Annotated in this window: 11 protein-coding genes; 6 read left to right on the top strand and 5 right to left on the bottom strand. The window is 62.7% G+C overall.

The window, feature by feature from the left end:
- Positions 1 to 38: 38 nt before the first annotated feature.
- Entirely contained in the window at positions 39 to 872 is an 834-nt protein-coding gene (locus NKH73_RS25785) for a DeoR/GlpR family DNA-binding transcription regulator (protein ID WP_352937191.1), read from the top strand.
- A 69-nt stretch (positions 873 to 941) separates the two neighbouring features.
- On the opposite strand, the gene NKH73_RS25790 is transcribed toward NKH73_RS25785, so the two are convergent.
- The gene (locus tag NKH73_RS25790; RefSeq protein ID WP_352937192.1) at positions 942 to 2,393 is read right to left on the bottom strand and encodes an ROK family protein; all 1,452 of its coding nucleotides are present in this window, start codon (positions 2,391 to 2,393) and stop codon (positions 942 to 944) included.
- A 150-nt stretch (positions 2,394 to 2,543) separates the two neighbouring features.
- Positions 2,544 to 3,449, bottom strand: coding sequence for a tagatose-bisphosphate aldolase (locus tag NKH73_RS25795; protein ID WP_352937193.1), 906 nt, complete (start codon positions 3,447 to 3,449; stop codon positions 2,544 to 2,546).
- Positions 3,450 to 3,731: 282 nt separating this feature from the next.
- Here NKH73_RS25795 and NKH73_RS25800 point away from each other — a divergent pair, with 282 nt between their 5' ends.
- The 5 genes from NKH73_RS25800 to NKH73_RS25820 all read left to right on the top strand — a co-directional run bounded on the left by NKH73_RS25800 (position 3,732) and on the right by NKH73_RS25820 (position 8,849).
- Positions 3,732 to 4,637: a sugar-binding transcriptional regulator gene (locus NKH73_RS25800; protein ID WP_352937194.1), complete on the top strand. Its 906-nt coding sequence runs from the start codon at positions 3,732 to 3,734 to the stop codon at positions 4,635 to 4,637.
- A 455-nt stretch (positions 4,638 to 5,092) separates the two neighbouring features.
- Complete coding sequence (locus tag NKH73_RS25805; RefSeq protein ID WP_352937196.1) at positions 5,093 to 6,073, top strand: ABC transporter substrate-binding protein; 981 nt, start codon at positions 5,093 to 5,095, stop codon at positions 6,071 to 6,073.
- Positions 6,074 to 6,167: 94 nt separating this feature from the next.
- Positions 6,168 to 7,229: an ABC transporter permease subunit gene (locus NKH73_RS25810; protein ID WP_352937198.1), complete on the top strand. Its 1,062-nt coding sequence runs from the start codon at positions 6,168 to 6,170 to the stop codon at positions 7,227 to 7,229.
- Positions 7,222 to 7,977 carry an ATP-binding cassette domain-containing protein gene (locus NKH73_RS25815; protein ID WP_352937200.1) on the top strand — a complete coding sequence of 252 codons (756 nt, stop codon included), beginning with the start codon at positions 7,222 to 7,224 and terminating at the stop codon, positions 7,975 to 7,977. The genes NKH73_RS25810 and NKH73_RS25815 overlap by 8 nt, the downstream gene beginning before the upstream one ends.
- A 617-nt stretch (positions 7,978 to 8,594) precedes the next feature.
- Positions 8,595 to 8,849, top strand: a complete 255-nt coding sequence (locus NKH73_RS25820) for a DUF768 domain-containing protein (protein WP_352937201.1) — start codon at positions 8,595 to 8,597, stop codon at positions 8,847 to 8,849.
- 93 nt (positions 8,850 to 8,942) lie between these two features.
- Here the strand turns inward: NKH73_RS25820 and NKH73_RS25825 are convergent, their stop codons facing one another.
- From NKH73_RS25825 to NKH73_RS25835, 3 genes are all read right to left on the bottom strand, one after another.
- Positions 8,943 to 10,073 carry a DmpA family aminopeptidase gene (locus NKH73_RS25825; protein WP_352937202.1) on the bottom strand — a complete coding sequence of 377 codons (1,131 nt, stop codon included), beginning with the start codon at positions 10,071 to 10,073 and terminating at the stop codon, positions 8,943 to 8,945.
- A gap of 23 nt (positions 10,074 to 10,096) precedes the next feature.
- The gene (gene xseA / locus NKH73_RS25830; RefSeq protein ID WP_352937203.1) at positions 10,097 to 11,662 is read right to left on the bottom strand and encodes an exodeoxyribonuclease VII large subunit; all 1,566 of its coding nucleotides are present in this window, start codon (positions 11,660 to 11,662) and stop codon (positions 10,097 to 10,099) included.
- Positions 11,663 to 11,735: 73 nt separating this feature from the next.
- Positions 11,736 to 12,692 carry a LysR substrate-binding domain-containing protein gene (locus NKH73_RS25835; protein WP_352937204.1) on the bottom strand — a complete coding sequence of 319 codons (957 nt, stop codon included), beginning with the start codon at positions 12,690 to 12,692 and terminating at the stop codon, positions 11,736 to 11,738.
- Between the last annotated feature and the right edge of the window lie 125 nt (positions 12,693 to 12,817).

A 12,817-nucleotide genomic window follows, 5' to 3' on the forward strand; every position in this document is an offset into this window, starting at 1 on the left:
TCTGTCGACCTCCCTGTCGGCTACCAAGCGGGTGAAGCATGGAGTCTCCGAGCAAACGCGTCGATATCGTTCCTGCCAAGCGGCAGGCTCTTATTTTGGAGCACCTGCGCGTTAGCGGCGCGGCCAGCATCCAGGAACTCGCCGACACGATCGGCGGATCGCAATCGACGGTAAGGCGAGATCTCGAACATCTGGTGGAAAAGGGTTATCTCGAGCGTACCCACGGTGGCGCGCATTTGCTGCAGCCGATGCGCGCCACCTTCGAACGCGAGATGACCGTCAATGCAGAGCTGCAGCACGCCGAGAAGGTAGCGATCGGCCGCGAAGCCGCGCAGCGGTTGAGCGCTCGCGACAGTGTGATCTTCGATAGTTCCTCGACCGTCATGGAGGTAGTGCGCGCCGCCGCCGATCGGGATTTGCCGCTAACCGTTGTGACGAACAGTCTAGAGATTGCCGATTTCGCGGCCGACATCAAATCCTGGCGCATCATCTTGCCGGGCGGCACCGTCCGTCCCGGCTACCGGCACCTTGCCGGTGAGCCGGGCGAGAGCTTCATCAAGACGCTCCATGCCGACCTCTGCATGACCGGTGCTTCGGCTGTGACGGGCACGCTGCTGACGGAAACCTCGCTGGAGGTGGCTTCGCTCAAGCGCGCCATGATCTCTTCTGCCCGCAAGACGATCCTGCTCGTCGACAGCTCGAAGTTCACCGCACCTGGTTTTTGTACGCTCTCGGACATTTCCGAAATTGACGAGGTGATCACCGACGAGGGTATCTCCCAGGACGCACTTTCGTCCTTGCGCTCCGCCGAGCGAAAAGTGACGGTGGTTTGCGTCGGCGCCTTGCCAGCTTCAGGGCGTTCAAAATTGTGATGCCGTCGCCCTGTGACGAAGTGCCGACGGCAATCAACTTGCCCCGAATTTGTCAGGCGGCCGCTCTGCCTATGGATCCGCCGCAATCGTCGCCTGCAGCCATTGCGTGATGGCATCGAAAGCGATCGGTTTGGTGGTGTCGACGTCAAACAGCGGTCCGCGCCGCAGCGGCTCGGCGCGCTTGGCCAGTTCGATCAGTTCGGGGATATAGGCCGCGCCAGGATGGCCGGCGGGGCGCTGATCGAGCCGTGCGCGATAGCGCTCGGCAAGAACCTCGCCGGGCGCGTGACACCAGATTTCGGCGGTCTGCTCGACGCCGGCCCTTCGTAGGTGATCCTCGAGCAGCTGGCGCGGCTGGAAGCCGAACCAGGCATCGACGACAATCGTGGTGCCCGCCGGAGCTTCGCCGACGACCGACCAGATGGCCTGGTAACTGGCACGGCCGAGCATGCGGTTGAATTCACGGTCGCCGCCGCCGAGCGCTTCGAGGAACGGGTTCTTGATCGTATCGAGCGTAAGCAGCGGCCATCCCATCCGGTCGGCGATGCCGCGTGAGACCGTGCTTTTGCCGCTGGCCGGGATGCCGTTGACCAGCACGGCGCGCCTGGTCCGGCCGAGCCGGGCGGGCGGCAGAGACACTGGCGACGGTGGTGCGACTGTTGCCTGTGCGGCGAGCGCCTCCAGACCGGCGCCGATGACACCGGCGTCGTCGCCAAGTTGCGCCGGTTCCACCGGGCATTGGTACCAGGGAGCCAACGCGGGGGCGATGGCAAGTGCCCTGTGGGCCGCTAGGCCAAGTCCGCCGCCGAGCAGGACCAGATCGGGGGCGAACATGGCCACGGCCGAATCGATTGCCGCACGCAGCGGTCTGGCCCAGGCTTCCAGTATGCCGCGCGCCAGCATGTCACCGTCCGCATCCCGGGCAAAAAGCTGATCGACCGAAACATCCGGACCGAGGCCTGCCCGCGCGACGTGACGGCCAAGTGCGGTGCCTGAGCTGGTGGTCTCAACGCAGCCGCGCCGGCCACAGACGCACGCTTCACCCGATATGTCGACAGTGATATGGCCGAGCTGCCCCGCCGTCCCCTTGCCGCGGACGATCCGCCGGTCTTGAACCACGGCACCACCAATGCCGGTCCCGATCGTGAACATGACGATGCTTTCATGGCCTCTGGCGGCGCCTAATGCCATTTCCGCGACCAGTGCCATATTGCAGTCATTGTCGATTACAACGGGCTTGCCCACCAGGCTTTCCAGTCGCTGCGCCAGGGATATCGAAGCCAGGTTGACATAGCCTCCGGATAAGACCGCGCCAAGCCGCGCATCGACGCGTCCGGGGACGCCGATGCCGATGGCGGCAACGCTGGGTGAATCGAGCCGGCGCACCATTCCGGCGATCCGGGAGAGCACGAGCTCCGGATCCGGCGCGCTTTTCTCGGAAATACGATCGAGGATTTCGCCCGTGCCGGAAATGCGGGCGGCGCGCAGATTGGTGCCGCCGATATCGATTCCTATGGCCATCGAACTAGAGCCTGTTTCATTTCGACTAAATCGAAATGGGGCTCTATCTTGCTGTTTGACCATGATCTTTTCCGAAAACCGGTCCCCACTTTTCGGGATCATGGTCTGAGGCATGACGTCCCGTACGTGCCTGGTGTGAACACCGAATAGCTAAGCGGCTTTCTGCCTGTAGTTTCCGATCACCGCCTGAAGCTCGCGCAATCTCGACACTGCGATAGTCCTAAGCCTTTCCCGCTGAATGTCACGGTCAAGCGAGATGCAGTCCTTCCACAGCGACCGGCCGGCGATAACGCCTGACGCGCCGTTCTTCATGGCGATTTCGACCTGGCCGAGGAAAGTCTCATGGTTGACGCCGGCGGAGAGGACCGCCCATGGCACCTCGCCAGCCATGGAGGTGATCCTGGCGCAGGCTTCCGGCGTTCCGGGATAAGGAAGCTTGAGCACCTTTGCCCCGCATTCCAGTGAAATCCGGGTGCCCTCTTCGACAAGCCAGGGAACCTTGGCCGTATAGTCTTCAAGGCTTTCGCCTTCAATCTGATAGGTCAGGAACTCGACGACGAGCAAAAGGTCCTCTCGCGCGAAGTCGGCGATGCATTGGCGCAGAATGGCGACATTGTGCTCATTCGCCTCAGGCCTATCGGGCCTGAGATAGACCATGATCTTGCCGCCGGTGCCGCCGAGCTCGCGAACACGACGCGCGTCGATGTCGGGAACGAGGCGCGACAGGCGGTAGCCGGCGGGCGAGACGTCGAAGCCCGAGGCGTCGAGGCCGATGAGCAGAGCCGTATCACGATTCAGTACCCCTTCATCGACAACCCGCGGCACCGCGCAGAGCGGGTCGAGCAGCACGCAGGATGCCTGGCTGGCGAGGTATTGCGTGATGTCCGACTTGGTGTCGCCGAGCATGTCGTTGGTGATCTTGGCCTGTTCTGCAGGGTCTGATGCGAGCAGGCTCCTCATGCCGCCGCGCTGGTCACAGGCGATGGCCATCATGGCCCCGTCCTTGCCGCATATCTGCTGGTAGCCGCGCAACTCTGCGGTCGTCATCTTTGTCATGGTCTTTTGTCCGATGTTGGCGCCCATTCGCCAGGGCGCGGATCCGTGGAACAAGAAAGGTTCAGTTTTACCTGCCTGTCGGCAGAGATTTTTGCCGCTTTGATGCGCTATCTAACCCAGAATTCGGCCTTGGCCCGCAACTGGCTCTGGAAACGAGCCCACGTTGCGAGTCGGCCGAATTTGCGCGATAACTCCCATCGGTCGATAAGCCTGTAACACATTGCTGAAAGGAATTGCAACCTGTCTGTCCCTCCCGCACAAGATGCGGCCGCATCGCGGACTATGCTGCATACGGTCGCCAAACTGCACTACGAGGCGGAGATGTCGCAGGTCGATATCGCGCGGCGGCTCGGTGTCTCCACCGCGACCATATCGCGTCTCCTGCAGCGGGCGAGGGCAGAGGGCATCGTGCGGATCGAGGTTCTCGATCTTGCAGCGCCTGAAGGCATCGCCACGCAACTGATCGAAGGGCTAGGACTTCGTGACGCGGCGGTCATCGAGACGCCGGCAGCTGGCACGCTGACGGCACTCGCAGCGCCGCTCGGCGCCTTGCTCAAGCAAGCGGAACTGACAGCCGGCTCGGCGATCGCCATTGGCTGGGGGCGCGCCGTTCGCGAGGTGATCCGGGCAGGCCTGCCGCGCATTCCCGGCGTTCTTACCGTCGCTGCCACCGGCGGCATGCAGCAGCAGGCGCCGCATTTTCAGATCAACGAATTCGTCCGGCTCGCCGCTGAAGAGTTCGGCGGGACGCCGCATTTCATCCATGCGCCCTATCTGCCGTCCAGCGAATTGCGTGAGGTCTTCCTCGGCGATGCGGCCATCCGCGACAGCGTCGCGCTTTGGGACCGGACCGACGTTGCAATCGTCGGTGTCGGCCTGCCCCATGCCATCAACCAGCCTGAGGCGAGCGCGGCCACGCTGAGCGAACAGGCCCTGTTTCATGCGGCTGGAGACGTTATCAGGCATTATTTCGACGCCGAAGGTAACCTTATCCCGTGGGAAGGGGAGAGCCGGATGATCGCAATGTCGCCGGCCCAGCTTCGAGCCGTCCCCCTGGTGATCGGTGTTGCCGCCTCGCCGGAGAAGGCGACGGCCATTATCGGTGCCGTCCGCGCCAAGCTTATCAATGCCCTGGTAACAGACACCAAGACTGCTCAGGCCATCCTCGAGGCTCTCTTGCCGCAATAATCGATCCCAAGCTGATCGACATCAACCGCGGCTCGCGAGCCGGCCGCTGCGAAATCATCAGTTGTCGTTGAAGAGTTGGAGCAATAGTCTGCGTGCGTACGGGCTCTGCGGAGCAGCCAGATGTTGTGCGGTTTTGAAAGCGTTTCGACCCGGAAATACCGGGGTTGCAATTTCTTTCAGCAAAGTGTTACAACCTCGCGACTAGGCGCATGTGCGCCGAGCGGCGCTGTTCCCTGGAGCTTGCGGGGGCCAGGACCGGGACTGCACGCAGCAGGCTGGTCGGTTTCGACTGGCTGATCTAAACGGATGGGGGGCGCTCGGGAGGAAAGCTGCCCATAACAGCAAACAGGCGAAACCCGTTCTCGCCGTCAGCACGTCACGTCGCCGAAACGAATTGACGGCCATTTCAACGTCAATCGCAACGGCAAATCTGCCAACATTAAGAGGAGGATGTTATGAAGAAGATTGTTGCCGCCCTGGCGGCTCTCGCCATCTGCGCAACGGCGCTGATCACGCCCGCTTTGGCGCAGGACAAGAAGTTCACCGTTGCTCTCGTTCCGGGCCTTACCACCGACGGCTTTTACATCACCATGCGCAAGGGAGCCCAGGCGGCAGCCGATGCTCTTGGCGTGAGCCTGGTTTTCCAGGGCGCCCCGGATTTCAATCCGGTAACGCAAGTCCCTGTGCTTGATGCCGTCATCGCCAAGAAGCCGGACGCCATCCTGATCGCGCCGACCGACAAGGTTCAATTGGTCGAGCCGCTCCGCAAGGCCCATGATGCCGGCATTCCGGTGATCACGGTCGACACCTTCATCGGCAGCGGCGTTTACCAGACCGGCGCCGGCGAGGCGGATTTCCCGCTGTCCTATATCGCTTCGGACAATGTTCTCGGCGGCGAGATCGCTGCCCGGGCATTGGCCAAGGCCGTAGGCGACAAGGGCAAGGTCTACGTTTCGAACGTGAAGCCGGGCATTTCGACCACCGATCAGCGTGAAGAGGGCTTCAAGAAGGAGATGGCGGCCAACCATCCCGGCATCACCGTGCTCGAAACCCAGTTCAACGACAACGACGCCAACAAGGCCGCCTCGCAGCTGCAGGCTGTGTTCGCGCGCAATCCCGATCTCGTTGGCGTGTTCGGTGCAAATCTGTTTTCGGCGCTCGGCGCGGCCAATGGCGTCCAGCAAGCTGGGCAGACCGGCACCGTCAAGGTGGTGGCGTTCGACGCGCCGACCAGCATCGCCGACAACATCAATACCGGCTTGGTGGACGTTGCGATTGCCCAGCATCCGGCTGAGATCGGCTATTATGGTGTCGTTTCGGCCTATGCCCACCTGACCGGCCAGTCGATCCCGGTTGCGATCGGCACCGGCTTCACGATCATGGACAAGTCGAACATCGCCGATCCGAACATCTCGAAGTACCTCTATTCCGAATGAGTCCAAACCAGCTTGATCTCCTTCCGGCTTGCCGGGAGGAGATCCGGGTCTCTGGGACCCTGTTGACGGAGGCCGCGCCGCGGATCGGATATCAATGACCTCAACATCACCAATTGAGCAAAGCGAACCCCATGTCGCTCCACAGGCTGACCATGGTGATCCAGCCAAGACCTGGCTCGGACGCATCGCCGATGGGCGCGCCTGGCTGTTTCTCGCCGGCCTGATCATCTGTTTTGAGGTTTGGTCGAGGCTCTCCTTCGGCGCGACCTTCATGCTCAATCCGTTCAACCTGCAGTCCATTGCGATATTCGCCGTGGCGCCGCTGCTGCTTGCGACCGGACAGACATTCGTCATCATTTCGGGAGGCATCGACCTCTCGCTCGGCTTTATCATGGGCCTTGCGGCTGTTGTCGCGGCCCATGCCACTAATCTGGCCGGCGTCGCCATGCCGCTGCCACTGGCCATGATGTTGGGCATTCTGGCGGCCGTGATCGTCGCAGGCGTGCCTGGCGTCATCAACGGCTTGCTGATCTCGCGCCTGAGAGTTCCGCCTTTTATCGGCACGCTTGGCATGTTCGGCGTTGCGCGCGGCGTTGCTTACCTGCTGGCCGGCGGCACGACGGTGCCGGTCCAGAATTCCTGGTTCGCGCTGCTCGGCAACGGCAGGTTCTACGGCGTGCCTTATCTCGTCATCATCGCCGCCGTTTTCGTCGTCGTGATGCACTATATCCTGAGCCAGACCCGGTTCGGCCAGCACAACTACGCTATCGGCGCCAATGTGCAGGCGGCGCGTCGTGCCGGCATCGACATCAGGGGCCATACCTTGCGTCTTTATGTGCTTTCGGCGATGTGCGCAGGTCTCGGTGGCGCGCTCTATGCAGCGCGCTTCGCCGCGGGCGCGGCCCAGGCTGGCGAGCCGTTGCTGCTCGACAGCGTCGCAGCCGTCGTGATCGGTGGCGCCAGCCTGTTCGGCGGATCCGGCACCATCTTCGGGACGGTTGCCGGCGCGCTGGTGATCGCGGTCATTCAGTACGGGCTGGTTTTCGTCAATGTCGAGCCGTTCTGGCAATTCATCGCCGTCGGCTTCGTCATCATCATTTCCGTTCTCATCGACCAGGCGCAGCGCCGGTTCAGTGGAGCCCGTCAGGATGAATAGCCAAGCCCAGACCGCCCCCCTTCTGGAAGTCCGGAACCTTTCCAAGCACTTCGGCGCCGTCCGGGCGCTCAACGATTTCTCCATGGTCGTGCGGCCGGGCGAAGTGGTGGCCCTGGCGGGCGACAACGGCGCCGGCAAGACGACGCTGATCAAGGCGATATCGGGCGTCTTTCAGCCGACGGGCGGTGAAATTCTGCTGAGGGGGCAGCCGGTGACATTCGCGACGCCGCATGAGGCGCGCGACAAAGGCATCGAAACCATCTATCAGGATCTCGCTCTCGCCGACAATTTGTCTATCGGCGCCAATATCTTCCTCGGCCGTGAGCCCATGCGCAAGGCCTTCGGCTTTTTGCCGGTGCTCGATCGCAAGGCCATGGCGGTTGCCGCCAAGAAGACGATGGGCCGGCTGGATTTCCATGTCAGCCGGCTCGACGCCCCGGTCAGCAATTTCTCGGGCGGCCAACGGCAGGCCGTCGCCATCGGCCGGGCCGTTTATTGGGACGCGCAAATCCTGATCATGGACGAACCAACCGCGGCCCTCGGCGTACCCGAACAGCGCAAGGTCATTTCGCTCATCCACCAGCTCAAGGCGCAAGGGCGGGGCGTGATCTTCATCTCGCATAATCTGCAGGATATTTTCGCCGTTTCCGACCGCATCGTCGTGCTGCGCCGGGGCGTTCAGGCCGGCGAGCGCAAGATTTCGGAAACCAATCATGACGAAGTCGTCAAGCTCATGGTTGGTGGATAGGCCGAACTTTTCGACTGCTGAAACAACCACTTCTCTAGGCTAACATGCGTCGCCGTATCGCGGCCTGCACGGCGCCAGAACCCGTCAGGACAGCCAGGTCGCCGGCACAGCCACCGCGCTTGGCCGCTACGCAGCATCGCAATGCGCTCGGTCGATTTTCGGCGAAATATGCTCGCTCCCGATGACGGTAAGATGCCATCCAGCTATGCGCGACGTAGCGGGAAGAGGCAGGATGGCGAGCAGAGTCGACATTGCATGAGGATGTCACTATATAGCGGCGGCTTTGGCCCGCGTACCTAGGGTCGCGCGGCGAATGGCGTCACATATTATGACACCTGTAGTGATGGCAATCGGCTGGAATACCGAAAAAAAGCAAGTAGAAACAATGGCGCGTTCCGGGACATGATCCCAGCATACGGTGCCGGTCTCCTCAAGAAAACAGAATCCCTCAAGAATTAGAATGTGCTCCTTGAACCTTCGATTTCCTTCAGCTCTGTGGAGCTTGGACAAGATCGGCTTGCCGGGTGACGACGACTCGGTTGGAATGGGGCGTGCATCTTTTCCGGGATGCTGGCGTTTATGATTACCAACCGGCGCAGCCGCCAGGGAATAGCAGTATGAGTGAACACGCGATCGAGTTCTTGCAGGAGTGGATCGGCGAAAAGGTCCACTGCCACGCCTCGCCGGACAGGATCGAGAAGCAGGCCGAGACCCTCGCCAGGGAATGCGCCGCTAAGGCGGCTGAGGCCGGCATACCGCTGGAGGACATCCAGGAAGAGGTCGGCGATATCAAGGAGCTTATAGCGTCGAGGCTGGAAGAAGCGGCCGAGGCCGGCGAGGAAGAAAAGAATTCGGAAAAGCCAGCCGAGTGATATGCCGACCCGGCGAAAGGCCGGGAAGGCATCTATTGACCCGGCTCAACCATTTTCAAGACCTGCGCCGCGCGTGCGACGGCGCCAGGCAGTTTACGTCCCCTGACTTGCACCGAATCTGCTTTCGAGCCATGCCTTCGGCAGCGCCGGCACAAAATTGCCGTCCCGCCCGGTCATGTCGTCATTGGCGACCAGCGCATTGAGGATTGCCTCCTCCACACTCCCGATCACCGCGTCGAAGAATGGATCGATGTCGCTATCCGGGATGAAATCGGCGTTGGCGATGCGGCCTGACGGCGCCAGTGCCGCCTCGGGGTTGGCGGTCGAAAAGCCCAGGAAAATATCCCCCGAGCTGTGATAGCCGAAGCCGCCGGTCATGGCGACACCGAGCGGCACCCGGCGGACCAGCCGCTTCATCTGATGCGGCAGGAATGGCGCATCGGTGGCGACGATCCCGATGATAGAGCCCTTTTCGGCGCGTGGCATGCCTTCCCGGATCGCCGGTTCCACGAGGTCTGGTCCGGCGTGCAGGCCGCGAATGGTAAAATTGCTCCGCTTGCCGAAATTCGCCTGCACGAACGCGCCGACCGTGTAGCGCCGGCCGTGCCATTCGACGACGCGCGATGCCGTGCCGGAGCCTGCCTTGAAACCGAAGGCGATCATGCCGGTGCCGCCGCCGACGCTGCCTTCCTCGATCGGCCCATTGGTCGCGCCGTCGAGTGCCGCGGCAACATGCTCGAATGTGAGATGGTGGCCGTTGATGTCGTTCAGGAAGCCGTCATAGGTTTCCGCCGCCACCGGCAGGCCCCAGGCGCTGTCGAGCGCGGCTGGCAGCACGCGCTGCATCCAGCGCAGCGTTCCGTCGCGTGAAACCCCGCAGGAATGCGTGTTGGTGATGGTGATCGGGAAATTGAAGGCGCCCGTTTCCTCGACGATGTGCGAGCCGGTCAATTCGCCATTGCCGTTCTGGCTGAAGATACCGGCAAAGACCGGTGTGGCCAGCTCGGCACGCGGTCTGGGCAGGATAGCGGTCACACCGGTGCGCACCGGGCCCTTGCCGACCACCAGCGCACCATCGCCGGAAATCAGCGTCGAATAACCGACCGCAACGCCAGGCACATCGGTGATGGCGTTGAAAGGTCCGGGGGCGCCGTCAAAACTTATGCCGAAGGCCCTTGCGCGAGGCCTGCCGGACGGTGTCGTCTGGTGATGATTGTCGGTCATTGCCATTCAGAAGTCATGGGGATTCAGAACAAGGAGCCTTGATTGCCAGGCTCCTTGCCTTTGGCAACTGGCTTTACAGTTGCTTTCGGCCGTGCGGCACCGCTGGTCGCAACCGCATTGGCGGTTCCGTCGGCGAACTCCAGCGAAAGCGCCATCCCCGACGCCACGTCAGCCGCCTGCTTGATCACCGTACCGTCGGCGTCTTTCACCAAGGCAAAACCCCGCGCCAGCACCGCCTTGTGCGACAGCGTCGCCAGCAGTCGGTCGGCCTGGGTCAGTTTCCCGCGCAACCGTTCGATTCGCACCGAAATCACCCGGTCCTGCCGCCGAGACAAAGCAGCCAAAGTATCGGCCTGCAATTTCTGCCGCCTTGCAATCGGCGCGGGGGACAGCCTTGCAGCGGTACGCGAAAACCGTGTTCGCCGCTCGCGCACGATGGCGAAGAACGCCGCTTGCGCGCGGGCGAGGTCGCGGCCGGCCAGCGTGCGGGCCTCGTTCATGCGCCGCGACAGCGTGGCCGGCGTCAGCCGCTGCGCCTGAAGCCTGGCTCGCTTGCGTTGGACACTGACGGACAGCGCCCGGCCAAGCCGGCTCGTCGCCTCGTCGAAACGCCGGCGCGGCAGCGCCAGCAATTGGTCGGGCGAGGGCAGCGCACGCGCGGCGGCACGGACCGCCTGGCGCTTGCGCTCGAAATTACGCGATGCCGCAGCCTTGAGCCGCGCGCCAAGACCGGCAAGCGTCACTTCTAGGTCGGCCCGCACGGGCACGGCGATTTCGGCGGCACCCGTCGGTGTCGGCGCCCGCACATCCGCCGCCAGGTCGATCAGCGTCCAGTCCGTTTCATGGCCGACGGCGGAGATCACTGGAATGCGTGAGGCGGCGACGGCACGAGCCAGCGCCTCGTCATTGAACCCCCAAAGATCCTCGAGGCTGCCGCCGCCACGCGCCACGATCAACAGGTCGGGCTGCGGGATAACACCATCCTGCGCCAGCGCGTTGAAACCGTTGACGGCGGCGGTCACTTCTGCACCTGCCGTCTCGCCCTGCACCCGCACCGGCCAGACAAGCACATGCAGCGGAAACCGGTCCTTGATCCGGTGGATGATGTCGCGGATGACGGAGCCTGTCGGCGAGGTGACGACGCCGATGACGCGCGGCATGAACGGCAGCAAGCGCTTGCGACCGGCATCGAACAGGCCTTCGGCCTGCAGCCGGCGCTTGCGCTCTTCCAGCAGCGCCATCAGCGCCCCGGCACCGGCCGGCTCCAGATTGTCGATGACGATCTGGTAGTTGGACTTTCCGGGATAGGTGGTGAGCCTGCCTGTGGCGATCACCTCCATGCCTTCTTCGGGGCGGAACTTCAGCCGGCTCATCGTGGTCTTCCACACCACGGCATCGAGCCGCGCGCGGTCGTCCTTCAGGCAGAAATAGGCATGGCCCGAGGAATGCGGCCCGCGATAGCCGGAAATTTCGCCGCGCACCCGCACATTGCCGAAGACGTCCTCGACCGTGCGCTTCAGTGCGCCGGAAATCTCGCTCACCGTGTATTCGGTGGCGTTGGTGCGTGATTCGGATACTGCGTCGCTCATTGGCCGATTGGGGGGCGGTTGCGCGTCCGCGTCAAGACGGCTGTGTCCGGTGCCAGCCCAATTGCGGGGTCTTTCACCAGCCCGGCAGGATCTGGTTCGGCTTGGTTCGCTTCATCTTCGAAAAGGCGAGCGCTGCAAAGTCGAAGGTTCCCGTCTCTTCGCCGAGCGGCACGGAAATATTGTCGAGGCTTTCCGAAATGTGACGGGCAAGCGCCTCGACGATCTCCGGTCGCGACGTCTGGCCGCGCATGATGCCGATGCGGCAATCGGGCAGGGGGCCGAATCCGTCGGCGTCGCCCAGAACCCTCATCCCGGGCCGCAGCGCGCATTCCGGCAGCACCGAGATCGCCAAGCCGGAAAGCACCGCGGCGGTGATGACGGTTGCCGAGAAGCTGGTGAACAGGATGCGGTAGTCACGGTTCTGCCGGTCGAGCACGTCGACGGCAGCCCGCCGCCAGATGCAGTTCGGCCGGCCGAAAGCCATCGGCAATGTGTCTTGCTCATGCGTCGCGTGGTTGGCCGAAGTGACCCACAGCAGCGGTTCGCGCCGCACCACTTCCGACTGGCCGTGCGCGTCATTGTGCGTCACCAGCGCCAGATCGAGGTTGCCGCGCTTGATATGGTCGACCAGCCCCGGCGTCGGCTCGCAGATCACGGTCAGCTCGACACGCGGATTGGAACGGGCGAAGCGGGCCATGATCTCGGGCAGGAAGCGATCGGCATAGTCGTCCGGCGTGCCGATGCGGATCGTGCCTTCGAGCCGCCGGTCGTCGAAGGCGGCCAGCGTTTCCCGATTGAGGAAGAGCAGCCGCCTTGCATAGGACAGCAGCCTGTCGCCATCCTCGGTCAGCTTGTTGGTGCGCCCGTCCTTTTCGAACAACGGCTTGCCGACCCGTTCCTCCAGCCGGCGCATCTGCATGGACACCGCCGACTGCGTCCGATGCACCTCTTCCGCCGCGCGGGTAAAGCTGCCGGTGTCGACGATCGAGACGAAGGTCTGCAACTGATCAAGATCGAGTGGCGCTTTCATCGGTCCAATCCATCATTAGTGTTGATGCTAAAGATTAGAAACATTCGTTTGATTAATCAATCAAGCGGTGGCAGATTCAGCATTGTCCACATCAAGGCAGTGCATGTCGCCTAAGTGGTCACCGT

Source organism: Mesorhizobium sp. M0938, from assembly GCF_040319125.1.
In the GTDB taxonomy this organism is placed as follows: domain Bacteria; phylum Pseudomonadota; class Alphaproteobacteria; order Rhizobiales; family Rhizobiaceae; genus Mesorhizobium; species Mesorhizobium robiniae.